A 25340-nucleotide genomic window follows, 5' to 3' on the forward strand; every position below is an offset into this window, starting at 1 on the left:
TTTTTTAATCATTATGAGTCAGGTAAAAGCCAAGAAACATTTAGGACAGCATTTTCTAACCGATAAAAATATCGCTGAAAAGATTGTCAATTCCCTTATCCATACCCACAAATACAAGAAAGTTTTAGAGGTAGGTCCCGGAATGGGCGTTTTATCTGATTTTTTATTAAAAAAAGAAGCATTTGAGACTTATTTAATAGATATCGATACCGATTCTTTTGAATATCTGCATAGGCAATACCCTAGTTTGGGAGATAAATTGATTAATGCAGATTTTCTCGCACTTCATTTCAAGGATATATTTTTAGAGCCTTTTGCCATCATTGGTAATTTTCCTTACAATATCAGTTCGCAGATCTTATTTAAGATTTTAGAAAATAGACAACAAGTACCAGAAGTGGTGGGGATGTTTCAAAAAGAAGTTGCAGAACGTTGTGTGGCCAAACCAGGCAGCAAAGAATATGGTATTTTGAGTGTGTTTTTGCAAGCTTATTATAAGTGCGAATATCTTTTTACGGTAAAAGCCGGTGTTTTTAATCCACCGCCTAAAGTGCTCTCGGCAGTTATTAGGTTAAGTAGAAACGAAGTTGCAGATTTAGATTGTGATGAAAAACTGTTTTGGCAAGTGGTAAAAGCCGGTTTTAACCAAAGAAGAAAAACATTAAGTAATGCACTATCAGGTATTATATCAAAAGATAAACAAGACAATACAGAAGTTTGGACATTAAGGGCTGAGCGTTTAAGTGTCGCTGATTTTGTAGGATTGACGAATTTGATTAGTAAAAGCTTACAGAGTTAAAAGCTATATTTAAGCGTCTGGATAAAATGGATTTTATGTTAAATTAAGCCTCTTTTATAGCGTTATTATAGTTAATCATCATAAAATATGGAACAAGATATAAGATGGGAGCAAAGGTTTGCTAATTATGTTAAAGCACTGCATAAACTCACTCAATCCATAGACTATATTAAAAACAATTTTACCAATAGGAAACGATTGGTTCATGATAAAGATTTTGTTTTAGATGAAATGTTAAGAGAAGGTTTGATTCAAAGGTTTGAATATACGCATGAATTAGCTTGGAATGTGATGAAAGATTATGCCATTTACCAAGGAAACTCTAGTATTGGAGGTAGTAGAGATGCTTCTAGAGAAGCTTTTCAGCTCCAATTAATTGCTGATGCTCATGTGTGGATGGATATGATAAGCAGTAGAAACAAGACATTACACACCTATAATGAAGAAACGGCAGAAGAAATTTTCTCTAAAATATTAGAGGAATACTACCCAGCTTTTATAGCTTTTAAAGACAAAATGGAAGAAAAAAGAAGCCAATTACATGGATAATTTGAAGCTTGATATGGGCTTAGAACCAAATGATATCCTAAAAATTAAAACTGTTTTCATGGAGTATCCGCAACTTGATAGCGTTTTAATTTACGGCTCAAGAGCAAAAGGTAACTATCGCCCAGCCTCTGATATAGATTTGACGCTTATTGGTAAAGATTTAACATCATCCTTGTTAAGTGAAATCGAGTTTAAACTTGATGATTTATTACTTCCTTATAAATTTGATATTTCTATTTATGATAAAATTACAGATATCCAATTTCTTGATCATATCCATAGAATAGGAAAAGAATTTTACAAAAAACAAAATTAGCATTGATTCTTATCTCTTTAGAGGAAGATTTAGCATAATAAGATGAAAAAAATATTAATTGTAGACGATTTGCATCCTGCTTTTAAAATAGCAGCGCAAGATTTAGGTTATGAAGTGGATGATTTACCACTGATTAAAAAAAGCGAAGTACTAGAAATTCTTCACCAATACGAAGGTTTAGCTATACGTACCAAATTTAGGGTTGATAAAGACGTGATAGATGCAGCACCAAACCTAAAATTTGTTGCCAGAGCCGGAGCCGGAATGGATAATATAGAAGAAGCTTACGCCGATGAAAAAAATATTCAATTGATCAATGCTCCGGAAGGAAATGCTGATGCTGTTGGTGAGCATGCGGTAGGGATGCTTTTATCATTAATGAATAATTTACGCAAAGCGGATATTGAAATTAGAAATGGTAAATGGGACCGCGAAGGTAACCGCGGTTACGAGTTAAAAGGTAAAACGGTTGGTATTATTGGCTATGGCCACATGGGGCAAAGTTTTGCTCGTAAGCTTAAAGGTTTTGATGTAAAAGTATTGGCTTATGATAAATATAAAACCCGTTTTACGGATGAATTTGCTACCGAGGCTAGCATGGAAGAGATTGTGAAATATGCAGATGTTTTAAGCTTACATATCCCATTAACCAAAGAAACCCGCCAGATGGTTGATGATGAATATCTGAGACATTTCCGCAGACCTATTTTCTTTATCAACCTAGCTAGAGGAGAAATTGTAAACACTCAGGCAGTTTTAAATGCCATTAAGGAAGGTAAAATTTTAGGTGCCGGATTAGATGTTTTAGAAACAGAGAAATTTCCCGCACTAGGAGAACAAGATTGGTACACTTCTTTAACCGAAAGTCCTAAGGTTTTATTAAGTCCGCATGTTGGTGGTTGGACATTTGATTCTTACCGAAAAATATCAGAAGTGTTAGCCAATAAATTAAAAAATTTGGAATTGTAAACTCAAAAATATTATCTTCGTAATTATTGATGCAAGACTATGTCGGTTAAGACCAGATATAGTCTTGTTTGTTTTTTAAGAGCTTGGTAACAGTCCGGGCTTTTTTTTCAATAACCAAAATTAAAAGAGATTATGACAGAGGTTGCATATTTTACCAAAGAAGGTTTAGAGAATTTAAAACAAGAGCTACAGTACTTAAAAACAGAAGGAAGAGCAAAAATTGCTGCTGCTATTGCCGAAGCAAGAGACAAAGGAGATTTATCTGAGAATGCAGAATATGATGCAGCAAAAGAAGCGCAAGGGCATCATGAAACTAAGATTGCTAAGTTGGAGAACACTTTGGCAAACGCTAGGTTAATTGATGAATCTAAAATAGATACCTCAAAAGTTTTGGCTTTATCTATTGTTAAAATCAAGAACTTGAAAAATAATGCTACCATGACGTATCAATTGGTTGCAGAAAATGAAGCTGATTTAAAGTCTGGTAAGATTTCTGTCAAATCGCCTATAGCACAAGGTTTATTAGGTAAATCTGTTGGCGATAAAACGGAGATTACGGTGCCAGCTGGTAAAATCGAGTTTGAGATTATGGAAATTAGTAGGTAATATCAAAACATAAAACATGTCTAGCATATTTAAAAAAATCATAGATAAAGAGATTCCGGCACATATTGTAGCAGAATCGGTAGATTTTCTGGCTTTTCTGGATATCAGTCCGCTAAAAGAAGGGCATGTTTTGGTAATACCTAAGCAAGAGGTAGATTATATTTTTGATGTGGAGGATTCTTTATATGTAGAGATGATGCTATTTGCAAAAATTGTGGCTAAAGGCTTAAAAAAAGCAATTCCTTGTAAAAAAATTGGTGTTGCCGTTATTGGTTTAGAGGTACCACATGCGCATATCCATCTTATCCCCATGAATAGCGTTGCTGATATGGATTTTAGTAAGCCCAAATTATCGCCTACACAAGAAGAACTTAGCAATACTGCTCTAAAAATACTAGAGGCTTTAAGGGAGGATTAAGGTTTCAAGAAGTTAATATAAAAAGCTATCTCATAATTTTTTTGAGGTAGCTTTTTTTGTTTATGATTAGGTTTTTATCAGTTGACAGTTGTGAGTTATCAGTTTCCAGTTCTGGTTGGAGAGTACCCTGTTTTTTAATTTTTCCCTGATTGATTAAGCTTTCCGCCTTTAGCTTTTTGCTTTCAGCTTAAAAGATTGATTGATTTTTGAATGATTGATTTCCCTGTTTTTAATTTTTAATTTTCCCTTTTTAATTTGAAATCAGTTTCCATTTCTGGGTGATGACTTTCCTAGTTTTTAATTTTCCCTTTTGAATTCAAAATTTTGAATCAACCACGGAGTACACTGAGGGCACAAAGCTGGGTGAAGACTTATAAAAGCCCTCTGTGAACATTGTGTTCTCTGTGGTTAACACCATTCAATTTTCTAGTATCAAGGATGAGTGAAATAAAAGAAGAAACATCAATTTCTATATGATGATACAAGCTTTGGGCTTTCTCCGATTTAGCTTTAGTACATCCAAACTTAGGGTGTGATATTTGATTTTTGGACGAGAGAATTTCATTCATTTTTTCAGATTTTAAGCTACTTATGATTTTTTGAAAGTATTCATGCTTTCACACAAAACATTAAAGTCTTCAACCAAAGCTTTGTCAAAGAGCTTACTGTTCCGATTTGAAAAACAAAAAATCCCCCATTTGGTAAGATTATGCAGCCTTAACTTATAGTCCCTGCTTATTGCCCTAATTAAAGATTTTACTAACTTAAATAAAATATTACAGCCTTAGCTTGAGTAACTTGCGGAGAATAATTTTTTAATCACCGCGTCTTTGCGGAGAATAACAGCTATATTTACCGTACGTAAAACATCTGGTAATGGCAAAATACATTTATCAATACGAAAACTGGACGAATTTTACATGGCGTGAAACAGACATCAATGCCGTTTTTGGTGAAGTACGCCACTTGCAAGGTAAAATTGTAGGGCAAATGAACACACTCGGTTTTGCGACCAAAGAAGAAGCAACACTTACAACTTTAACTCTTGATGTTATTAAATCATCAGAAATTGAAGGAGAAAAACTCGATTATGATCAAGTTCGTTCATCTATTGCGAGAAGATTGGGTATAAACATAGCAGGACTTATCCATACAAACAGAAACGTAGAAGGTGTTGTGGAAATGATGCTTGACGCAACTCAAAACTATCAGAAGCCGTTGACAAACAAAAGACTCTTCGGGTGGCATGCTGCACTTTTCCCAACTGGGCATAGTGGTATGAACAAAATTGAAGTAGGTCGTTATAGAACTGGTGAAATGCAAATTGTATCAGGAGCGATGGGAAAAGAAAAAATCCATTATGAAGCAGTTCCTGCGAATAAGGTAAAGGAGGAGATGGATAATTTCTTAAAATGGTTTAATAGCAACTCCTCTATTGACCCTGTTCTAAAAGCTGCAATTGCTCACTTTTGGTTTATCATCATACATCCATTTGACGATGGGAATGGAAGAATTGCAAGAGCGATTTCTGATTTAATGCTTGCCTGTGCCGACAAAACAACAGAAAGATATTACAGTCTGTCAAGCCAAATTTTAGTTGAGCGGAAACAGTATTACGAAATTCTACAAAAAGTTCAACATAGCAGTGGAGATATTACAGATTGGCTAAACTGGTTTTTGCATTGTCTTAAAAGTTCACTTTTAGCAACAGAAAAAACATTACAAAAAATATTACGCAAGACTGAGTTTTGGAAAATTCACGAAAATACGGGGTTTAATGAAAGACAAAGATTGGTGTTAAATAAACTGTTTGACGGATTTGATGGAAAATTGAAATCATCTAAATGGGCAAAGATTGCTAAATGCTCAGCTGATACAGCATTACGCGACATAAAAGATTTAATGGATAAGAGAATATTGCGACAAGAACAACAAGGCGGACGAAGTACAAACTACGAACTTGCAGACTTCTAAATTAACAACATTAACCTCTGATAACTCAATATTGTACTGTAGTGTATGAAAGTAATTTACCATCAAAAAAAAGAGACCACAATATTTAATTGCAGCCTCTTATATTGAAGTTAAAAGGAAGATGTTAGTTATTATTAGTGGTAATGTAAGCCATTAAATAATCATTATATTTTTCCAGCGCATCTAAAACCGCAGCTTTATATTTTTCTGGGTTTGCTTTAACATTAAAAGTAAACTCCCCTGTTGCTCTACCGTTACCAACTAAACCACCACTAAAAATGGCTGCCATATCACCAATAACATCACTTTTAAATTTTTTCATACTCTCTGGCATTCCCTTAGCGCTTTCAATTTTCTCGGCATATTGGGCTTGGGAAACCACTCCTTGTCCGTTTTTAATAATAGCATTACAAAAACCATAATTATCACCAGCAAATAAAGCATAAGAACCATCGCCACGCATTACAGCACCTTCTGTTACTGCTTCTACAGTAATAACAGGGTAAATAGTAGCTTTAGTTTTGGTGGTTACCGTATTGCTAGAACTACTTAAAAACCCATATTCGGTATCTTTAGAGATACTTTGGGCGATATAGGCAAAATCTATAGTTAGAAAAACCTGCCCTACTGGATATTTTAACTCATTAGCTAATCTAGTATGCGCTCCCATCATCACAGGAAACTCTATATATGGCCCCTTATTAGCCGTGTAAACATTGGCTATGCCCCAACTTTTCTTGTAGGTTTGACGCTCGTTATTTCCATTTTTTTCTAATAAAGTAGCGTAGTGCTTAGATTCTTTGTACTTATCAGAAATGTTAAAGCCTTTACTCTTTAGTTTTGCTGCTAATCTTTGATAATATTCATCTGCTATTTCTTGAAAAAGAGCATCGTCTACACCTTCCAAAAAAGCCCATGATATGGCAGATCCGGCGTCTCTTTTAACCGATTTCTCACTTGTAGCAACTTTAAAACGCAGGTTAACACTTGTTAAAGCCACTTCTGATGCCTTTTTAAACGGCGAGCGGTAAGTACCTTTAGGCGCAAACATTTTATCAACTTGTTTTTCGCTTATTTGCGCAAAAACGTTGTTTGTTAAGCATAAGCTAGCTGTTAAGCAATAGACTGCTAATTTGTTTAGAGATAAATTTTTCATGCTTTAATATTTTTATGACTTCAATAATGATGGTAAAATTGCTGTTGTTTTAGCTAGATTACCATACGAATAAATTCGTATTTTGCATCAATCAATAAACTTAATAGGATTTCATTAGCGTATGAAAACAACTGTTTTAGCTCTTTTCTTATCTATCTTATTTTCTTGTTCTGCTATTTTAGCACAAAGCAAAGCTCAATTAGAAATAAACCAATTTATTGATAAAACCAAAGCGGTAATGGGTCAGCCCGACTCTATGTTGCATTATGCAGATTTAGCTTATCAAAAAGCAAAAACAATTAACGATATCAGGGGCTTGGCTACTGCAGCTAAATTTAAAGGAGTGGCTAACTATTTTAAAAGTGACTTTAAAGCATCGTTAAAACATTATCAAGAAGCTTTAAAATTGTATAGCGCATTAAAAGATACCATAGAAATTGCAAAAGCTAATTTAAACATCGCTACTACTTATAGTGCATCAGGCGAGCATCAATATACCATTACCTATGCCTTAAAAGCATTAAGATTGTTTGAAAAAATTAAAGAAGAAAATGGACAAGGAAGGGTAAATAATCTTTTAGGTATGGTATATCATGAACAAGCTAATTATAAGCAGGCTATGATTTATTTTAAGGATTATTTACAAAATGCTTTAAATGTAAAAGATCTTACAGAAATTGCTTCTGCTTATAATAATATTGGATCTACCTTTACTGCTTTAAATAAAATAGATTCTGCTATTTATTATCTGCAATTAGCTAGACAAAAGAATATTGAAATTAACAACCTGCCTGCAAATGCTCCTGTTTTAATCAATCTGGGCGAATTATTTGTTAAAAAAAGGAATCACCAACAAGCAATTATCCATTTAAATGAAGCCTTAATCCTGATAGAAAAAATTGGGAACCAGGATTTAAAAATGAAAGCATTGTATAACTTAGGTTATGCCCATGCCGAAACAGGGAAGCTAGCACAAGCAGAACAAGAGTTTAAAGTTGCTTTGCAAATTGCCCAAAATTTAAATGACAAAGAAATTTTATACAATAGCTACGCCGAGCTTGCAAAATTACAACAACAAGCAGGTAAGTATCAGGAGGCTTATGAGCATATTCATAAAGCCTTTATGCTTAAAGATTCTGTTTTGTTCTTAAACAACCAAAAGAGTTTACAAGAGTTACAAACGCAATACGAAACCAGTAAAAAAGAGCAACAAATTACCAATCTAAACCAAAAAAACTTAATCCAAGAGTTAAAAATAAAACAGCGCAACCTATACCTGTTTATAGCTGCGGTGATATTGACTTTAGTAATTAGCGGCGCTTATTTTATTTATCAAAAAAGAAGAGCAAAAGAAAAACAACTGATACTAAAAGCCCGCTTAGAAAAGCAAATCTTGGAAGAACAGGCAAGGCAAAAAATGCAATCTGAAAAAGTAAGGATTTCTAGAGAATTGCATGACCATATTGGCTCTTACCTTACTTTTATCAATAATACGATGACCGGTATGGTAGAAACCGAAACTCAGGACTATGATAAAATTAATCAAGTAAAACAACTGACAACAGAAACTATAAAAGAACTCAGAAAAACAGTTTGGCTTATCAATAAAGAGGCTGTAAGTGTAGAAGAACTAGCCGTTAAACTTAGAGATTTCTTTAAAAGTATTTCTTTTTTAACTGTAACAGATGAAGGGCAAACAGCTAAAATTATTGATGCTACGAAAGCCACAGAAATTTTCAGAATTGTACAAGAAGCTGTAAACAATACGCTTAAACATGCAAAAGCCTCACTTGTTGATGTAAAACTTGAGGTTAATGATACGCAATTAGATATCATGATTTCGGATAATGGTAAAGGCTTTAAAGAAGCTGATATAATGGCTGGTTTTGGTTTAGCTAATATGAAAAATAGGGCTGCCGCTATTGGTGGAGTTTTACATATTACCTCAGACCCGCACACCGGAACAAGTATACACGCCACTGTTAAACTTTCATAAATACGGAGTTTTGCGTATCGGCTTAAAGCTTAAGCTTGTTTAGTTTTACAAAAAAATATTTTAAATATGATCCATATAGCCATTGCAGAAGATAATACATTTGCTTTACAATCTATTCTAGATAAGCTTGCTAAGTATGATCATTTAGCTGTTAAATTGGTAAGCCCCCATGGGCAGGATTTATTATCAAAAATAAAACTTCATCCTATCCATCTAGTATTAATGGATATAGAAATGCCGGTATTGGATGGTATAGAAACTACGCGGAAATTAGTTCAACTAAATCCTAAAATAAAAGTATTAGCATTAACCACCTTTGACGATGATGATAAAATTTTTGAGATGATTATGGCTGGTGCATCAGGTTATTTACTGAAAGAGGAGGGACATGAAAACATTTATAAAGCTATTACAGACACTATGGATGGTGGTGCGGCAATGTCGGCAAGTATTGCTTTAAAGGTTATGAATATCATGCGCAGGCAACCTCATGATGCTAAAACGGTTAAGGATTTTGATATTACGCCAAGAGAAAAAGAAATTTTAGAACAGCTAAAAAAAGGCCTTACGTACGAGCAAATTGCTGCCAATTTATTTATTAGCTACGGAACCGTTAGAAAACATATCGAAAATATTTACAAAAAGCTACAGGTTGATAATAAAGTAAGTGCGCTAAATATTGCTGTTGAAAATAAATTGGTATAAATTATTTATTTCACCCTTTTAGCATTATCCTTAACAAAACTTTCCCAACCACTATAAGTTTTGCTTTTGCCGCTGGTAGAAATTTTCTGAAAAGCATGGCAAACAGCAACAGCTAAACCATCAGTAGCATCTAAAAATTCTGGCGTTTCTTTAAAGGCCAATAGTTGTTGTAGCATAGCTGCAACCTGTTCTTTTCCTGCATTTCCATTTCCGGTGATAGATTGCTTTACTTTCTTTGGAGAGTATTCAAATATGGGAAGATTTTTTGCCAGTCCGGCAGCCATAGCAACACCTTGTGCCCTACCCAATTTTAACATCACCTGTATATTTTTACCATAAAATGGAGCTTCTAGGGCCATACAATCTGGCTGATATTGCTCTATTAAACTGCTGGTACGTTCAAAAATACGTTGTAGTTTTAGCGGATGATCATCTAAATGGTCTAGTTTAATAATACCTAAGTTGATTAAAGAAAGTTTATTTCCGGTTTCTTTTACCAAGCCATAGCCCATAACTGCGGTACCTGGGTCTATCCCCAAAATAATTCTTTCTTTTGATTTTTCTATCAGCATACTGGCAATATTAAGCTAAATTCTTAACATTGTACAAATATGGCGGTTTTAACAAAGCAGCAGAAAAAAAACATCAGTTACCTTATAAAAATTTCTATCCTACTATGTGCAGCTATTTTTATTTATAAGCGTTTAACAGATAATAGTAATTTAAGAAATTTTGAACAGTTAATGGCTGATTTACACCCTCAGGAAGTTACCCTAACTTTAGTGGGTATATTTCTTTTGATGTTTTTTAACTGGTTTTTAGAAAGCATCAAGTGGAAATTTTTAATCGCAAAAGTAGAAGTTATCAGTATAAGGAAAGCTATAGAATCTATTTTTTGCGGCTTAACATGGGCGGTTTTTACACCTAACAGAATTGGAGAATACGGCGGAAGAATTTTCTTCTTATCTCCCCGAAAAAGAATTCAAGGTGCTGTGTTAATGAGTGTTGGGCACATCTCGCAAATGGTAATTACCAATATTGCTGGTGCTATTGCATTACTATGGTTTCTCCATCAGTTTGTGATTAAAGACATTAACCTTCTATTTGCCATTGGTTTTGTAATAGCAGTATTTTGCTTTTTTCTTATACTTTTTTATTTTAATATACATTGGTTAAATAGCTTGCTGAGTAAACTTAAATTTTTAAATAGGTTTACTTCGTACTTTACAGTTTTAACCAATTTTAGCCAAACAGAACTAATTAAAGTTATGTTGCTAAGCTTAGGTAGGTTTGCGGTATTTACCTCGCAATATATACTTATCATACATGTATTAGTACCAGAAATTCCGTACTATCAAATAAGTTTATTGGTATTTATTTTGTTCTTTGTACAATCGGCTTTGCCATCTTTAGATTTGCTTGATATTGGGGTAAGAAGCATGACAGCAACATACTTCTTTAGTTTCATTACCCATCAAGAAATTGCTATTATGGCTGCGGCCTCATTAATATGGTTGGTTAATTTAATTATTCCAGCTATTTTGGGTTCATTCTTTGTTTTTAAACTTAACTTCTTTGATTAGTATTCTTAGCCTACTTTCTGTAATTTTTACCATTATTTATGTTATTGTTGTCTTATTTTTAAGCCGGGGCTGGCTAAGGTTACGCAATTTTACTTTTAAAGATATACAAGTACACACCAAAGTATCTATCCTGATAGCAGCCAGAAACGAAGAAGATAAAATAGCTTTAACCATTGATGATATATTAAAACAACAATATCCAAAAGAGTTTTTTGAATTGATAGTTGTGGATGACCACTCTACCGATCATACAGCACAAATAATTGCAAGTTATGCTTCGCAGGGTGTTAAACTCATTCAACTAAATGAAAGCGAGCCCTTAAATTCTTACAAAAAGAAAGCTATTGCAGAGGCTATTAAAACAGCCACAGGAGAGCTCATCATAACAACAGATGCTGATTGCCGCATGTCACCTTTATGGTTAGCTACCATTGTTAACTATTATAACCAGCATGGCTATAAGCTCATCAGCTCGCCAGTAGCTTATTTTGAAGAAAAAAGTGTTTTTGAACGTTTACAAACTTTAGAATTTTCTTTTCTGATTGGTTTGGGTGCTGCGGGTATTGGTAATCAAATGCCTTCTACCTGTAATGGTGCTAATTTAGCTTATCGTAAAGATGTTTTCGAAGAACTTGGAGGCTTTAAAGGAATAGATGATTTAGCCTCAGGTGATGATGAACTTTTTTTACATAAAGTAGCTTTTGCATACCCAGGAAGTATTGGATTTTGTAAATCTTATGATGCCATTGTGTTTACCCACGCTAAAGAAAACTTAAAATCATTTATTCAACAGCGTAAGAGGTGGGCCAGTAAAAGTGTTAAATACAAAGATAAGCGTATTGTAGCATTAGCAATTTCTGTATGGATATCTAATTTAAGTTTAATCTCACATCTTTTATTTGTTGCTTTTATACCCTCACTTTTTCCGGTTTTTATCATCCAATATCTACTAAAAATGGGCGTAGAACTTTGGTTCCTTTATCCAGTTTTAACATTTAACAAAAGGAGAAGCTTATTAATTTTCTTACCTTTTTTAACACTTTTACACCCCTTATACCTTATTTATATTGGAATAGCTGGTAACTCTGGAAAATATAATTGGAAGGGACGCATGGTTAGATAGTTTTTAAATTGAGTTTTTTGATATAAATAATTAATTTAGAAACATAGAATAAGATTTTGAAAAAAGAGCTAAATATTTCTAAAGACGAAGAACAAATAGATCTTATCGAGCTCTTGCTGAAAAGGCAAGCCGAGTTAAACGCACTCTTAGAAATTACTCAAGCCATCAATAGCAACGTACCAGGCTCTGTTTTGATAGAAATGCTGGAGCTTATCTTAAAAACAACATTAAAAGTTGGACGATTTAGGTTGCTTTTTAAAAATGAAGACGATTTTATTTGTGTATCACAATTTGGTGGTGATTTAGAATATGATGAAGACTATAATGCCATCAGTAAAGAACTGATAGAGCTTAAAAACCCAACAGAGCTATCAGACCACCCAGACCCTATATTTAATAAATATGAGTATTTTATACCTGTTTACCATAAAAACCAAGCTTTAGCTTATATATTGGTTGGTGATTTTTCTCCTGAAGAAAAACTGATAAGCAACAAAATAGATTATATCCAGACACTGATAAATGTTATTATTGTTGCTTTTGAGAATAAAAAATTATTTAAAGAACGTATCCAAAAAGAGCGTATCCAAAGAGATCTTGAACTTGCCAGTCAGGTTCAAAACATGCTTATTCCTCAGGTTTTACCAAAAAATAACGAGCTAGATGTTGAAGCTATCTATCGTCAACATCAAACCATAGGTGGAGATTTTTATGATTTTATAGAACTTAATGATACCGAGATTCTTTGGTGCGTAGCCGATGTTTCTGGAAAAGGAATATCCGCAGCGTTAATTATGGCCAATTTTCAGGCTAGCTTAAGAGCCCTAGTTTCTGTTGATATTTCTTTATCAGAACTTATTTCCAGACTAAACAAAGTAGTTTACCAAAATACTAAAGGCGATAGGTTTATTACCCTATTTTTAGGTAAGTACAATAAGCAAACCCGAGTATTAAATTTTGTAAATGCTGGCCACAATGCCTCTTTATTGATACAAAACAATAACGTTGAACCCCTATTAAAAGGCACCACCATGATTGGCGTATTTGATGAGCTACCTTTTATCAATGAAGGACATATCACTATACCATCTGAGGCGCTAATTTTTAATTATACAGATGGCATTTTAGAATTTGATGGTGAAGAAGAAAGAAGCTTATCTGAGATAGATTTAATGGATTTTTTAATAGCCAACAATCATCAAGACTTAAAAACAATACACCACTTACTTATTAAAAAGATTGAAAATATAAGAAGAAGTGTTACCGCAACAGATGATATTACCATCCTATCTTTAAGATTTCATTAGCTCGCACATCTGAGTTTTGTAAATAAGTTAATTTTGGCTAATGAAAATCAAACCAGATAAATTTGTTATAGCAGTATTCATCGTCATCGTTATTGCTTATTTTTTACCACAATGGGGTGTTAAAGAAAGTAAAATACCACTGGCAACTATTTCATCCATAGGGGTATCCCTAATTTTCTTTTTTTACGGTCTAAAATTAAGTGCTGATAAGCTAGTTGCAGGTTTAAAAAACTGGAAACTTCATATTCTTATTCAAGTATCTACTTTTTTACTATTCCCAATCATAGTTTTACCATTTTATCCCTTAGCGCTTGCTACTAAACAGGAAGTATTATGGCTATCTATGCTTTTTCTGGCTGCCTTACCTTCTACAGTTTCCTCATCTGTGGTTATGGTAGCCATGGCTAAAGGTAATTTACCAGCAGCCATATTTAACGCCAGTATTTCTGGAATTATAGGTATCGCCATAACGCCTTTATGGATGGGTATGTTTTTACAACAAACATCTGGAGATTTTAATTTAGGAGCAGTTTACCTACAACTGATGATAGAAATTATTTTACCTGTATTAGCGGGTATTCTTTTACAGCGCCATTGGGGTAAATATGCAATCCAATACAATAAACATCTTACACTCTTTGATAAAACAGTTATACTCATCATCATTTATAAAAGTTTTGCCCAGTCTTTTGCCGATGACTTATTTGCGGAAATATCTCTAAGAGATTTATTACAACTATCCGGTTTAACCGTTTTGCTATTTTACTGCATGTATTATTTGGTAGGATATTTAGCCAAATACCTGAAATTTAATATAGAAGACAGCATCACCGCACAATTTTGCGGAACAAAAAAATCATTGGTACACGGTACCGTTTTTTCTAAAATACTTTTTAGTGATATGCCCAATATTGGTGTTTTGCTACTTCCATTAATGATATTTCATGCTTTTCAGCTCGTTGTTATCAGTTATATAGCTGGTAAATTAGCTAAAAGGTAACCTGATATTTATAAGTGATAATTTTACGTTTTACACAGTACTTTTATATTCCAAACTCTTAAATAAAATCTTAATTTTACCGTTCATCAAATGTCAAATTGGCTTAAATTAGCCAATGGCTCAATTGTTGATTTTATTGAGTTTTCAAACAAAAAAACAGCATGTTAAATTTTATAAATAAGCTATTCGGTAGTAAATCAGAACGCGATGTTAAAAGTCTGAGACCTATCGTAGATAAGATAAACGAAGAATTTCAGAAACTAGCCCATATTTCTCATGATGAATTAAGAGCAAAAACTCAAGAGTTTAAACAAAGAATTCAGGAAAGTCTCTCAGAAATTAATGAGAAAATCACAGAAATTAAAAACAACGTTGAGCAAAATCCTGAGCTTCCTTTACACGAAAAAACGGCTTACTATGATGAAGTTGACCGTTTAGAGAAAGAGCGTAACAAAAAGCTTGAAACAGCTTTGATGGATATTTTACCAGAAGCTTTTGCAGTTGTAAAAGAAACAGCAAGACGCTTTTCAGAAAACGAAACTTTAGAAGTTACAGCTAGTGTTTTTGATAGAGAGCTGGCTGCAAAGAAGGCGAATGTTGTTATCCAAGGAGATAAAGCTATTCACCATAATAGCTGGATAGCAGCAGGTACAGAAGTAAAATGGAGCATGATTCATTACGATGTACAGCTGATAGGTGGTATCGTATTACATCAAGGTAAAATTGCCGAAATGGCTACTGGAGAGGGTAAAACTTTAGTTGGTACATTACCTATTTACCTAAATGCTTTATCAGGCATGGGTATACATGTAGTAACGGTAAATGATTATTTAGCTCGTCGTGACTCTGAGTGGAATGGTCCAATTTTCGAGTTCCACGGTTTATCTGTTGATTGCATAGATAAACACTATCCAAACTCGGCTGATAGAAGAAAAGCTTACCAAGCTGATGTAGTTTACGGCACCAATAATGAGTTTGGTTTTGATTACCTGCGTGACAATATGACACGTACACCAGAAGAATTGGTGCAAGGCAAATTACACTTTGCTATTGTGGATGAGGTGGACTCGGTTCTTATTGATGATGCCCGTACACCTTTAATCATTTCTGGTCCTATCCCACGTGGAGACCAACATGAGTTTTACGAGTTAAAACCACGTATAGAACGCTTGGTAAATACTCAAAGAAACTTTATCACCAATGTTTTAAACGAAGCAAAAAAGCAAATTAATGAAGGTAAAACTGGTGTAGAAGAAGGCGGTTTAGCATTGTTAAGAGCTTATAGGGGTTTACCTAAAAATAAAGCACTTATCAAATTCTTGAGCGAGCCTGGCATGCGTCAGGTATTAACCAAAGCAGAGAATTATTACATGCAAGATCAAAATAAAGAGATGCATAAAGCAGATGCTGAACTTTATTTTATCATTGATGAAAAAAATAATCAGGTAGAGCTTACAGAAAAAGGTATCGAGTTAATTACAGCATCGGGCGAAGACCCTCATTTCTTTGTCTTACCAGATGTAGGTACAGAAATAGCTGATATTGAAAAATCTACCCTCAGTAACGAAGAAAAAGCAAGTAAAAAAGACGAATTAATTAGAGATTATTCTATCAAATCAGAACGTATACACTCTGTAAATCAATTATTAAAAGCTTATACCTTATTTGAAAAAGATACAGAGTATATCATTGATGAAGGAAAAGTTAAAATCGTTGATGAGCAAACGGGTCGTATTATGGATGGCCGTCGTTACTCAGATGGTTTACACCAGGCTATAGAAGCAAAAGAAAATGTGAAGATTGAGGATGCAACGCAAACTTATGCTACCATTACCCTTCAAAATTACTTTAGAATGTACCATAAACTTGCCGGTATGACGGGTACTGCCGTTACAGAAGCAGGCGAGTTATGGCAAATTTATAAATTGGATGTGGTGGAGATTCCAACACACAGACCAACTTCTCGTACCGATATGCAAGATAAAGTATATCGTACCATGCGTGAGAAATACAATGCCGTTGCTGAAGAAATTGTAGAATTAACAAAAGCCGGTCGCCCGGTTCTGGTGGGTACTACTTCCGTAGAGATATCAGAATTATTAAGCCGTATGCTTAAGTTAAGAGGTATTAAGCACAATGTGTTAAATGCCAAACTACACCAAAAAGAAGCTGATATTGTTGCAGAAGCAGGTAAAGCAGGTACAGTAACCATTGCAACAAACATGGCTGGTCGTGGTACCGATATTAAATTAGGCCCAGGCGTTAAAGAAGCTGGTGGTTTAGCTATTGTGGGTACAGAAAGACATGAATCTAGAAGGGTTGATAGACAGTTGAGAGGTCGTTCTGGTCGTCAAGGAGACCCAGGTTCTTCGCAGTTCTTTGTGTCTTTAGAAGATAATTTAATGCGTTTATTTGGTTCAGAACGTATTGCCAATTTAATGGTGAAAATGGGTATAGAGGATGGCGAAGTTATCCAACATTCTATGATTACCAGTTCTATAGAAAGAGCTCAGAAAAAAGTTGAAGAAAACAACTTTGGTATCCGTAAAAGGTTGTTAGAGTATGATGATGTGATGAACTCGCAACGTACTGTAATTTATACCAAACGTAAGAATGCCTTATTTGGAGAGCGTTTAGATTTAGACATCGAAAACATGGTTGTTGATGTGATAGACGATATTGTTACCGAGTATAAAGAAGCCAACAATTACGAAGGCTTTAAGCTAGAGCTGATTAGAATTTTTGCTATTGATACTGCTATCACACATGAACAGTTTACTGGCTCTAATATCAACAAGCTTTCTGATATTATTTTTGAAGAAGCAACCGAAGCTTACAAGCGCAAATCAGATGCTATCGCACAGCAAGCCTACCCGGTTTTAAAAGAGGTTTTAGATACCAGAGGGCAATCTATCGAAAATATTATTGTGCCATTTACGGATGGCACACATGGTATACAGGTTGCAGCACCTTTAAGAAAATCTGTAGAAACACAAGGTAAAGAAGTGGTAAAAGCATTTGAGAAAAATGTTGTTTTAGCTTTAATTGATGATACTTGGAAAGAGCACCTTCGCGAAATGGACGACTTAAAACAGTCTGTACAAAATGCTGTTTATGAGCAAAAAGATCCATTAGTGGTTTACAAAATGGAGGCCTTCAATTTATTTAAAGGAATGCTTGCAGGTGTAAATAAAGAAGTGGTAAGTTTCTTGTTTAAAGGTATTATTCCAACTAATGATGGTCATGCAGCACCAGTTCAAGAAGCAAGACAACAGCCCCAAACAGATATGAGGCAGATGAAAGTTTCTAAGCCAGAGTTAGCAAGAGAAAGCAATGGCGTACCAATGGTAGATGATACCCGCGAACTGCAAAAGACACAACCTATTGTTCGACATGAAGACAAGATCGGTAGAAATGATCCTTGTCCATGCGGAAGCGGAAAAAAATATAAAAATTGCCACGGTTTATCAGCATCATGAAAATGATTAGATACATATTAATTTTAGGATTTTGCTTTACAGGAACTTTAGCATTTGCGCAGAAAGGTACAGTTAAAGAAGTTAAAGACCCTTTGATTGATAGTTTGATAGCCAGAAGAATAGCTTTAAACAAAGGAGTTACCAAAGATGGTACTTCTCTTGTTGTCTATGGCTACCGCGTACAAATTTTCTTTGGCCCAAACCGTAACGATGCTTATCAAGAGCAAGCCCGTTTTAAAAGTTTATATCCAGAGTACAACACCTATATTTCATACACTCAACCAAATTACCGGGTAAAAATTGGAGATTTTAGAACCAGAATGGAAGCACAAAAAATACTGACAGAGCTAAGACCCGTATTTCCTACCCTTTTTATTTTTAACGAACGTATAAATCCATCTAATTAAAAATGCTGATTGAGAAAATTAAGTTAGCCGCAAAGGAAATTCACGAAGGTGTGATAGCTAACAGAAGACATCTGCATGCTCATCCAGAACTTTCTTTTGAAGAGTATGAAACTTCTGCTTTTGTACAAGAGCAGCTAAAAGCCATGCAAATACCTTTTGAAAAAATGGCTAACACAGGTGTTGTAGGTATTATTAAAGGAGAAAAGCCATCAGATAAAGTTATCGCCTTAAGGGCAGATATGGATGCGCTTCCTATTGAAGAAGCTAATGATGTGCCTTATAAATCTACCAAACCAGGTGTAATGCATGCTTGTGGGCATGATGTACACACTTCTTCTTTATTAGGGACAGCAAAAATCCTGAACGATTTAAAGAACGAGTTTGGTGGAACTATCAAATTGATATTTCAACCCGCTGAGGAAAGATTACCAGGAGGAGCAAACCTCATGATTAAAGAAGGTGTTTTAGAAAATCCTAAGCCATCGGCTGTATTGGGGCAGCATGTAATGCCTTTGATAGAAGCTGGTAAAATTGGTATTCGCCCGGGTAAATACATGGCCTCTACAGACGAATTATATGTGACTGTAAAAGGTAAAGGTGGGCATGGCGCACAACCTCAGCAAAATATAGACCCTGTGGTGATTATGGCACACATGATTACAGCTTTGCAACAAATTGTTAGTAGAAATGCTGATCCTCGCTTACCATCTGTATTATCTTTTGGAAAAGTAATTGCCAATGGTGCAACCAATGTTATCCCTAATGAGGTTTATTTAGAGGGTACTTTTAGGACTTTAAATGAAGATTGGAGAGCAGAAGCTCATCAGAAAATGAAAAAAATGGCAGAGTCTATTGCCGAAGGTATGGGTGGAAGCTGCGATTTTAGAATAGAAAGAGGCTATCCATTTTTAATCAATGAAGAAGTTTTAACTGCTAATGTAAAGAGTTTTGCTATCGATTATATGGGGAAAGAGAATGTGATAGATTTAGATATCTGGATGGCGGCAGAAGATTTTGCTTATTTCTCTCAGGTAACCGATGCTTGCTTTTACAGGTTAGGAACCGGTAATAAAGAGCGTAACATCATATCATCTGTACATACACCAACCTTTGATATTGATGAAAAAGCGCTAGAGTTAAGCACAGGGTTAATGGCTTACTTAACCCTAAAACAGTTAGGAAATTAGTGAAAGAGATTGCTTCAAATTATCATCTTATATCAATATCTAAACCTTTTATTATCTTTAATTTGCTTAGGATGATGATAACAAGGACTTGTAGCTGATGTAGCATAGAAACAATCTCTTTATTTTCTAAGAACTTTCTTCTTTACTTCCATTTTTTCTTAGTAGGCTGAAAATAATCGTCCTTAAAAAATCACTCGTATAAAATTATTTATTTAACATTACATTATAAGTTGGGTCTTCTATAATATTAATATCTATAATGCTTTCTGCATTTTTAATCAATTTTCTACAATCTGAACTTAAATGCTTTAAATGAACTTTTTTCTTTTGCTTATAATAGCGTTCAGTTAATTTGTTTAATGCTTCAATTGCAGACATATCAACAACTCGACTTTCTTTAAAATCTATAATCACCTCCTCAGGATCGTTCAAAACATCAAATTTTTCAGTGAAAGTTGTAGTAGAACCAAAGAAAAGCGGACCATAAATTTCGTAATGCTTTACACCTTTGTCATCTACAAACTTTCTTGCTCTAATTCGTTTAGCATTATCCCAAGCGAAAACCAAAGCAGCAATAATAACACCAATTAAAACCGCTAGTGCCAAATTGTGCAAGAAAACCGTAACCAAAGTTACTAACACCATCACTAAAATATCTGATTTCGGAAATTTGGTAAATGTTCGTAGACTTGCCCATTCAAAAGTACCAATCGCCACCATTATCATCAATCCTGTAAGTGCAGCCATCGGAACTTTTTCGATTAAGCTACTTCCAAACATTACAAAAAACAACAACATAACCGACGCTATAACTCCCGCTAATCTCGCTCTTGCACCGTTAGAAACATTGATTAAACTTTGTCCAATCATAGCACAACCACCCATTCCTGAAAAGAACCCCGACAAAATATTGGCGACTCCTTGTGCTACGGCTTCTCTGTTACTATGTCCGTGACTTTCCGTAAGCTCATCAACAATGTTTAAGGTGAGTAAACTTTCAATCAAACCAACACCTGCAACAATGGCCGCATACGGAAAAATGATTTGAAGTGTTTCTAAGGTAAATGGAATATTTGGAATATGAAACGGGGGAAATCCACCTTTTATAGATGCAATATCTCCTACTGTTTTGGTATCCAATTTCAAAAAATAAACCAGACCGAAAACCACTAAAATTGCAGTAAGTGAAGCAGGAAAAGCTTTCGTTATTTTTGGTAGCCCCCAAATAATCAACATCGTTAACCCAACCAAAGCGAGAAGTAAATATAAAGTTGAACCCATTAACCAATTTCCTGAAACATCTTTAAATTGGTCTAACTGTGACATAAAAATAATAATGGCCAAACCATTGACAAAACCAAAAATCACAGGATGCGGCACCAATCTAATAAGCTTCCCTAATTTTAAAAAACCTGCTAACATCTGAATAATTCCTGCTAAAATAACAGTAGCAAGCACATATTCTAAACCGTGAGTTTTTGCTAAAACCACAATAACAACCGCAATTGCTCCAGTTGCTCCAGAAATCATTCCAGGACGACCACCTAAAATAGAAGTTACCAAGCCCATCATAAAAGCTGCATAAAGACCAATAAGTGGTGAAAGCCCTGCTATTAAAGCAAACGCTACGGCTTCGGGAATTAAAGCCAAAGCAACGGTAATACCTGATAAAATTTCTGTTTTGTAATCTACTTTTTGTTTGAAATCAAACAAATTGATAATTTTCTGCATAATGTATAAAATAAAAAGTTTGTAAAATATAAGATATTCCCGAATCTAAATTTCGGGTGTAAAATGAAAACAAGAAGAAAAATTGGAAAAGACTAGTTCAAGAGAACCATCAAGGTGGTGTAACTTTAGAAAATATCTGAGTTGCCTTATTCATTATGTCAAAAATATTTTTTTTTCCTGAGTTGACAAAATAAACTTTCAATTTCCCTTCTCGGATACAATTTGTTTACTAAAAATCTCTAACTTCAATACTTCATTAATTGATAAAATCATGAAAAGATTTAATCTCCTTATCATTTCTTTATTCTTAGCAAATGCGGTATTTGCTCAAGCAATTCCTCGTTTTAATCCAGATACAGTATTAACTGTAGTAATAGAGCAAGATGTGGTGGTTAAAACGGCTAAGGCTGGTTTAAGTGAAGATGATTTTATACAAGCTATTATTACTGATACCAGTTTTTATGAGGCTTTCAGAAATATGAAAAAGTATGCTTTTATCGCAGAAAACAGGGTTTACACGTATGATAAACAGGATAAGGTAGAAGGTAGCATTTATAGAAAAATTAAACATTCTAACGACCAAAAAGGGCATAATATGCAGTATCTTGAAAAAAAAGATACTGGTAAATTATTTAAGAGAAATGGTAAGTACGAGCTTTATACTGTAGAGATGTTCGATTACATTTTTATGAATGCTTACAATTCTGATTTTGTACCTAACAGTGCTGGTGGCCCGGGTGGTAAAGGCGGAAGTAACGAGTCTTATAAAGATAAATTGAAAACTTTAATTTTTACGCCTGGAAGACCTGTAAGAGGTGTGCCTTTAATATCTGGTAAAACAGAAATATTTACAGCCAATATGCGCCAGTATTATGATTATCGTTTTTCATCTGGAATGTATTTAGATTCTATCCCCGTTTACCGTTTTAAAGTAACCATGAAACCAGATTTATCTAACTGGACCAAAGATGGTATCATGATTAAAGAGCTAACCACCATTTTTGATAAGCGTAACTTCCAGATTTTGGGCAGATATATTGATATGAAACTTGATAATTTAGCTTTTGAGTTTGATGTGCAAATGAATATCGAGCTTGGTTATTTTAACGAAGAATTATTACCAACCAAAATCAGCTATCAAGGCAACTGGGATATACCTTTTAAAAAGCAAGAAAGAGCAAGTTTTTTGGTTTTACATAAGAATTATAAAGCAGAGTAGTTTGTGGCTTTCTATGTTAAACATAGGCAACTAAGAAGAAATAACTAAACTTTTTCTCCAAAAGCTAAATCTCCGGCATCACCCAAACCAGGTACGATATAAGCTTTACTCGTCATTTCTTCATCTATATCTCCTAACCAAAGTTTGGCTTTGGGTAAGTGAGCCTTAACATGTTCTACCCCAACCTGACTGGCAATAGCTGATACGATATGTAAATCTTTAATCTTATAATTTGCCATCAATTCTTTACAACAAAGCACCATACTTTGACCGGTAGCCAACATAGGGTCAGCAATAATTAAGGTTCTTCCATCTAAATCTGGTGTAGAGAAATACTCCATTTTAATAGTGAAACTACCATTTTTTTGAGTCTTCCTGTAAGCAGCAATAAAAGCAGAATCGGCTTTGTCAAAATAGTTTAATAAACCTTGGTGTAAAGGTAAACCGGCTCTTAAAATAGTTGCCAAAACAGGGTCAGTTTTATTTAAATTGATATTTGCCAAGCCTAAAGGTGTTTGTACTTCAAACTCCTCGTAAGTAAAAGTTTTACTAATTTCGTAAGCAAAAATCTCCCCTAAACGCTCCATATTTCTCCTGAAACGCATACTATCTGTTTGCACTTCTGCATTTCTAAGTTCTGCTAAAAAATGGTTAGCTATGGTATTCTGCTGGCTGAGTATGAACATGCTATAAATTTACAATTTTTACACCTTTCATTTATCATTTATTTATGCGATTGGCTTCTTCTAATAAATGCTGATAAACGGTTGTCCAGCCTTCCCAAACTCCAAAATTACTTAAAGACTCGTTATGCCAAAGACTTATAAATGTGCCGTTTACTTTTTTTACTTCACTTAATAATAGGTTTAAAATATCAATTGCTTCCTGGGGTTTTAATTTCAAGTAAGTCCTTAAAGTTTGGTCCATCACTATGGTTGGAAAAACTTTTAACCCAGTACTACAATCTGCTCTTAAGTTATACCAATAAAAGGGAGTGCAAGTGCCAGCCCTAAAACCTACATCATCGGCATAAGCCATAGAGTAATCTTCCTTTATACCTACCTCTAAAAGATTTTCAAAGGTTTCGGGTAAATTAAATTTTAAATAATGTTGCCTGCTTCTTTCAATGGGATGTTGTATAATTTCCTCTAAAGCTTGCTTCTCATTCACAACTTCATCTTCATGAAGATGACTGGCATAAGAAGGATGAATACCCATAGGATGATGCTGACTTAACTTTTGTAGCAGTGCTCTAAACTTTGGATGATTTCTTTTTGGTGCTACATCAAACTCGTGTTTATTACCCATTAAAATAAAATACTGGGTTTGTTGTTGATTGTATTTATCCCATTGGGCAACTTGCTGATAAACATCAAAAGGATCTGTAAATCTCCCTTTTAAAAAGGATTTAAATTGCTTTAAAACCCTTTTAACAAATTTTTCTGTTTTAAAATAATAAGGTCTATCTATATCTAAAGTAGGTATAAATTTGAATCGTCGCTTTCGGAAAGGTAAATCAGGAAAACGTTGAAGCAATACATTCAGGATATCATAAGCCCATATATCTACAACGGGTTTATGCAAAAATGAATTTGTTTTCGCGATGCTATACTTCGCTGAAAAACGCCTGTGCTGGTCTCTCCCTTTATTGGTATACTCCTCGTATCTGCTTAATAAATAAAAAGAAGCAGCAAAAACATCAAAGGGCATAGCCGATGATTGTATAGGGAAAAACACCTGATAATTATCATAATTTATGCTTTCTAAGTTTTGATATTTTATCCCTAACTCATCCAAAAGACCATAAGACTTAAAATGGATTTCATTAGCTAAAACCTCAGGACCATAACTTATTTTAGGTCCTGGATAATTAGAAAACGCAACCGCATCATCCAGAACTTGGTAGTTAATACCCAACACCTCGCTAAATAAGAAATCAAAAATATATTGTTTCCTGCTATTTAGATTTGGTGTATAAACGAGTAATTGCATAGTTAAAAATAGAGATAATATTGAGATTTCCGTTCATCAACATAAGCACCATATGAATATGGCTATTTAATCTCAATACTCCTTCTTTAAAACTATTTTAACCCAATTATACTAAGTATTCGCCGTTTTAGTTGGCCTCACTTCTACTTTACTAGGCAATACTCTGGGATGCATGTTTAATAAATCTACCACCATTTGCCCCATATCTGAGGGTTGTATTTTCCAGGCATCTTTTTCAGCATCGGGCTGATGCTCGTTAAAATGAGTAGAAACAGAGCCTGGCATAATGGTACTTACTTTAATGCCATGCTGCCTTAAATCTAGCATGATAGCTTGCGTAAAACCTACTAAACCAAACTTGCTGGCATTATAAGCTGCACCACCAGCAAAAAAGTTTGTCCCCGCTAAACTAGCGATGGTGAAAATATACCCTGTACTTTTCTTTAACTCGGGCAAAGCGGCTTTAATGCTGTAAAATACGCCTGTCAAATTGGTGTCTATAGTATCATTCCAATCAGATACAGATAAATCTTCAATACTGGCAAAATGCCCAACACCAGCATTGGCAATCAGAAAATCTAGTTTACCCCATTTGGCAATAATTTGATGAATAACTTTTTGTTGGGATGAAAAATCCTTAACATCTGCTTCTAAAGGCAGAACATCTTTCCCTAGTTTTTGAGCAGCAGCCTCGGCACTAGCTAAACTTCTGCTGGTAATGGCTACTTTTATGCCTTGTTTAAGTAGGGCTTCTGCAATACCAAAACCTATACCTTTACTCCCACCTGTTATCAAGGCAACTTTATCTTGTAATTTTTGCATGA

Annotated in this window: 24 protein-coding genes; 17 read left to right on the forward strand and 7 right to left on the reverse strand. The window is 34.4% G+C overall.

Annotated elements, in window-relative coordinates; genetic code table 11:
- Positions 1 to 13: 13 nt before the first annotated feature.
- The 6 genes from rsmA to H510_RS0115990 all read left to right on the forward strand — a co-directional run bounded on the left by rsmA (position 14) and on the right by H510_RS0115990 (position 3657).
- Positions 14 to 799 carry a 16S rRNA (adenine(1518)-N(6)/adenine(1519)-N(6))-dimethyltransferase RsmA gene (rsmA, locus tag H510_RS0115965; protein WP_026905225.1) on the forward strand — a complete coding sequence of 262 codons (786 nt, stop codon included), beginning with the start codon at positions 14 to 16 and terminating at the stop codon, positions 797 to 799.
- An 87-nt stretch (positions 800 to 886) separates the two neighbouring features.
- Entirely contained in the window at positions 887 to 1348 is a 462-nt protein-coding gene (locus H510_RS0115970) for a nucleotidyltransferase substrate binding protein (protein ID WP_026905226.1), read from the forward strand.
- A complete protein-coding gene (locus H510_RS0115975) occupies positions 1341 to 1664 on the forward strand; it encodes a nucleotidyltransferase domain-containing protein (RefSeq protein WP_026905227.1) in 324 nt (107 codons plus the stop codon). Before H510_RS0115970 ends, H510_RS0115975 begins: the two co-directional genes overlap by 8 nt.
- A gap of 42 nt (positions 1665 to 1706) precedes the next feature.
- Entirely contained in the window at positions 1707 to 2633 is a 927-nt protein-coding gene (locus H510_RS0115980) for a 2-hydroxyacid dehydrogenase (RefSeq protein WP_026905228.1), read from the forward strand.
- Between the two features lie 132 nt (positions 2634 to 2765).
- Entirely contained in the window at positions 2766 to 3239 is a 474-nt protein-coding gene (gene greA, locus H510_RS0115985; RefSeq protein WP_026905229.1) for a transcription elongation factor GreA, read from the forward strand.
- A 16-nt stretch (positions 3240 to 3255) separates the two neighbouring features.
- Entirely contained in the window at positions 3256 to 3657 is a 402-nt protein-coding gene (locus H510_RS0115990) for an HIT family protein (RefSeq protein WP_026905230.1), read from the forward strand.
- 371 nt (positions 3658 to 4028) lie between these two features.
- On the opposite strand, the gene H510_RS20190 is transcribed toward H510_RS0115990, so the two are convergent.
- The gene (locus tag H510_RS20190; RefSeq protein WP_155978022.1) at positions 4029 to 4226 is read right to left on the reverse strand and encodes a hypothetical protein; all 198 of its coding nucleotides are present in this window, start codon (positions 4224 to 4226) and stop codon (positions 4029 to 4031) included.
- 307 nt (positions 4227 to 4533) lie between these two features.
- Here H510_RS20190 and H510_RS0115995 point away from each other — a divergent pair, with 307 nt between their 5' ends.
- A complete protein-coding gene (locus H510_RS0115995) occupies positions 4534 to 5631 on the forward strand; it encodes a Fic family protein (RefSeq protein ID WP_026905231.1) in 1098 nt (365 codons plus the stop codon).
- A 124-nt stretch (positions 5632 to 5755) separates the two neighbouring features.
- Here the strand turns inward: H510_RS0115995 and H510_RS0116000 are convergent, their stop codons facing one another.
- Positions 5756 to 6787 carry a hypothetical protein gene (locus tag H510_RS0116000; RefSeq protein WP_026905232.1) on the reverse strand — a complete coding sequence of 344 codons (1032 nt, stop codon included), beginning with the start codon at positions 6785 to 6787 and terminating at the stop codon, positions 5756 to 5758.
- Positions 6788 to 6908: 121 nt separating this feature from the next.
- Here H510_RS0116000 and H510_RS0116005 point away from each other — a divergent pair, with 121 nt between their 5' ends.
- On the forward strand, positions 6909 to 8783 hold the full coding sequence (locus H510_RS0116005) for a tetratricopeptide repeat-containing sensor histidine kinase (RefSeq protein WP_026905233.1): 1875 nt from the start codon (positions 6909 to 6911) through the stop codon (positions 8781 to 8783).
- Between the two features lie 66 nt (positions 8784 to 8849).
- Positions 8850 to 9488 (forward strand): response regulator transcription factor, encoded by a 639-nt coding sequence (locus H510_RS0116010; protein ID WP_026905234.1) that lies wholly within the window; start codon positions 8850 to 8852, stop codon positions 9486 to 9488.
- A gap of 5 nt (positions 9489 to 9493) precedes the next feature.
- On the opposite strand, the gene ruvC is transcribed toward H510_RS0116010, so the two are convergent.
- Positions 9494 to 10060 carry a crossover junction endodeoxyribonuclease RuvC gene (gene ruvC, locus H510_RS0116015; protein ID WP_026905235.1) on the reverse strand — a complete coding sequence of 189 codons (567 nt, stop codon included), beginning with the start codon at positions 10058 to 10060 and terminating at the stop codon, positions 9494 to 9496.
- A 39-nt stretch (positions 10061 to 10099) separates the two neighbouring features.
- Here ruvC and H510_RS0116020 point away from each other — a divergent pair, with 39 nt between their 5' ends.
- From H510_RS0116020 to H510_RS0116050, 7 genes are all read left to right on the forward strand, one after another.
- Complete coding sequence (locus H510_RS0116020) at positions 10100 to 11071, forward strand: lysylphosphatidylglycerol synthase domain-containing protein (protein ID WP_026905236.1); 972 nt, start codon at positions 10100 to 10102, stop codon at positions 11069 to 11071.
- The gene (locus H510_RS0116025; RefSeq protein WP_026905237.1) at positions 11064 to 12194 is read left to right on the forward strand and encodes a glycosyltransferase family 2 protein; all 1131 of its coding nucleotides are present in this window, start codon (positions 11064 to 11066) and stop codon (positions 12192 to 12194) included. Before H510_RS0116020 ends, H510_RS0116025 begins: the two co-directional genes overlap by 8 nt.
- A 56-nt stretch (positions 12195 to 12250) precedes the next feature.
- Positions 12251 to 13501, forward strand: coding sequence for a PP2C family protein-serine/threonine phosphatase (locus tag H510_RS0116030; protein WP_026905238.1), 1251 nt, complete (start codon positions 12251 to 12253; stop codon positions 13499 to 13501).
- A 40-nt stretch (positions 13502 to 13541) separates the two neighbouring features.
- Positions 13542 to 14501: a bile acid:sodium symporter family protein gene (locus H510_RS0116035; protein WP_026905239.1), complete on the forward strand. Its 960-nt coding sequence runs from the start codon at positions 13542 to 13544 to the stop codon at positions 14499 to 14501.
- A gap of 161 nt (positions 14502 to 14662) precedes the next feature.
- A complete protein-coding gene (gene secA, locus H510_RS0116040) occupies positions 14663 to 17980 on the forward strand; it encodes a preprotein translocase subunit SecA (RefSeq protein ID WP_026905240.1) in 3318 nt (1105 codons plus the stop codon).
- A complete protein-coding gene (locus tag H510_RS0116045; RefSeq protein WP_026905241.1) occupies positions 17977 to 18387 on the forward strand; it encodes an SPOR domain-containing protein in 411 nt (136 codons plus the stop codon). Before secA ends, H510_RS0116045 begins: the two co-directional genes overlap by 4 nt.
- A 2-nt stretch (positions 18388 to 18389) precedes the next feature.
- Complete coding sequence (locus H510_RS0116050; protein ID WP_026905242.1) at positions 18390 to 19574, forward strand: M20 metallopeptidase family protein; 1185 nt, start codon at positions 18390 to 18392, stop codon at positions 19572 to 19574.
- 204 nt (positions 19575 to 19778) lie between these two features.
- Here the strand turns inward: H510_RS0116050 and H510_RS0116055 are convergent, their stop codons facing one another.
- A complete protein-coding gene (locus H510_RS0116055) occupies positions 19779 to 21305 on the reverse strand; it encodes a SulP family inorganic anion transporter (RefSeq protein ID WP_026905243.1) in 1527 nt (508 codons plus the stop codon).
- A 271-nt stretch (positions 21306 to 21576) separates the two neighbouring features.
- Between H510_RS0116055 and H510_RS0116060 the strand changes: the two genes are divergently transcribed.
- Entirely contained in the window at positions 21577 to 22524 is a 948-nt protein-coding gene (locus H510_RS0116060; protein ID WP_026905244.1) for a hypothetical protein, read from the forward strand.
- Between the two features lie 44 nt (positions 22525 to 22568).
- Here the strand turns inward: H510_RS0116060 and upp are convergent, their stop codons facing one another.
- The 3 genes from upp to H510_RS0116075 form a co-directional block, all read right to left on the reverse strand.
- Positions 22569 to 23210, reverse strand: a complete 642-nt coding sequence (upp, locus tag H510_RS0116065) for a uracil phosphoribosyltransferase (protein WP_026905245.1) — start codon at positions 23208 to 23210, stop codon at positions 22569 to 22571.
- Between the two features lie 34 nt (positions 23211 to 23244).
- Positions 23245 to 24516 carry a polysaccharide deacetylase family protein gene (locus H510_RS0116070; protein ID WP_036693235.1) on the reverse strand — a complete coding sequence of 424 codons (1272 nt, stop codon included), beginning with the start codon at positions 24514 to 24516 and terminating at the stop codon, positions 23245 to 23247.
- 111 nt (positions 24517 to 24627) lie between these two features.
- Entirely contained in the window at positions 24628 to 25338 is a 711-nt protein-coding gene (locus tag H510_RS0116075; protein ID WP_026905247.1) for an SDR family oxidoreductase, read from the reverse strand.
- Between the last annotated feature and the right edge of the window lie 2 nt (positions 25339 to 25340).

This window comes from Pedobacter glucosidilyticus DSM 23534, assembly GCF_000425145.1.
GTDB classification, from domain to species: domain Bacteria; phylum Bacteroidota; class Bacteroidia; order Sphingobacteriales; family Sphingobacteriaceae; genus Pseudopedobacter; species Pseudopedobacter glucosidilyticus.

Bases quoted from the DNA above. Each gene is read 5' to 3' on its own strand.
- H510_RS0116070 (WP_036693235.1), bottom strand. From the start codon at position 24,516: ATGCAATTACTCGTTTATACACCAAATCTAAATAGCAGGAAACAATAT.
- H510_RS0115980 (WP_026905228.1), top strand. From the start codon at position 1,707: ATGAAAAAAATATTAATTGTAGACGATTTGCATCCTGCTTTTAAAATA.
- H510_RS0115990 (WP_026905230.1), top strand. From the start codon at position 3,256: ATGTCTAGCATATTTAAAAAAATCATAGATAAAGAGATTCCGGCACAT.
- upp (WP_026905245.1), bottom strand. From the start codon at position 23,210: ATGTTCATACTCAGCCAGCAGAATACCATAGCTAACCATTTTTTAGCA.
- H510_RS0116050 (WP_026905242.1), top strand. From the start codon at position 18,390: ATGCTGATTGAGAAAATTAAGTTAGCCGCAAAGGAAATTCACGAAGGT.
- H510_RS0115975 (WP_026905227.1), top strand. From the start codon at position 1,341: ATGGATAATTTGAAGCTTGATATGGGCTTAGAACCAAATGATATCCTA.
- greA (WP_026905229.1), top strand. From the start codon at position 2,766: ATGACAGAGGTTGCATATTTTACCAAAGAAGGTTTAGAGAATTTAAAA.
- H510_RS0115995 (WP_026905231.1), top strand. From the start codon at position 4,534: ATGGCAAAATACATTTATCAATACGAAAACTGGACGAATTTTACATGG.
- H510_RS0116035 (WP_026905239.1), top strand. From the start codon at position 13,542: ATGAAAATCAAACCAGATAAATTTGTTATAGCAGTATTCATCGTCATC.
- H510_RS0116000 (WP_026905232.1), bottom strand. From the start codon at position 6,787: ATGAAAAATTTATCTCTAAACAAATTAGCAGTCTATTGCTTAACAGCT.
- H510_RS0116075 (WP_026905247.1), bottom strand. From the start codon at position 25,338: ATGCAAAAATTACAAGATAAAGTTGCCTTGATAACAGGTGGGAGTAAA.
- ruvC (WP_026905235.1), bottom strand. From the start codon at position 10,060: ATGCTGATAGAAAAATCAAAAGAAAGAATTATTTTGGGGATAGACCCA.
- H510_RS0116045 (WP_026905241.1), top strand. From the start codon at position 17,977: ATGAAAATGATTAGATACATATTAATTTTAGGATTTTGCTTTACAGGA.
- H510_RS0116010 (WP_026905234.1), top strand. From the start codon at position 8,850: ATGATCCATATAGCCATTGCAGAAGATAATACATTTGCTTTACAATCT.
- rsmA (WP_026905225.1), top strand. From the start codon at position 14: ATGAGTCAGGTAAAAGCCAAGAAACATTTAGGACAGCATTTTCTAACC.
- H510_RS20190 (WP_155978022.1), bottom strand. From the start codon at position 4,226: ATGAATGAAATTCTCTCGTCCAAAAATCAAATATCACACCCTAAGTTT.
- H510_RS0116055 (WP_026905243.1), bottom strand. From the start codon at position 21,305: ATGCAGAAAATTATCAATTTGTTTGATTTCAAACAAAAAGTAGATTAC.
- H510_RS0116060 (WP_026905244.1), top strand. From the start codon at position 21,577: ATGAAAAGATTTAATCTCCTTATCATTTCTTTATTCTTAGCAAATGCG.
- H510_RS0116020 (WP_026905236.1), top strand. From the start codon at position 10,100: ATGGCGGTTTTAACAAAGCAGCAGAAAAAAAACATCAGTTACCTTATA.
- H510_RS0115970 (WP_026905226.1), top strand. From the start codon at position 887: ATGGAACAAGATATAAGATGGGAGCAAAGGTTTGCTAATTATGTTAAA.
- H510_RS0116005 (WP_026905233.1), top strand. From the start codon at position 6,909: ATGAAAACAACTGTTTTAGCTCTTTTCTTATCTATCTTATTTTCTTGT.
- secA (WP_026905240.1), top strand. From the start codon at position 14,663: ATGTTAAATTTTATAAATAAGCTATTCGGTAGTAAATCAGAACGCGAT.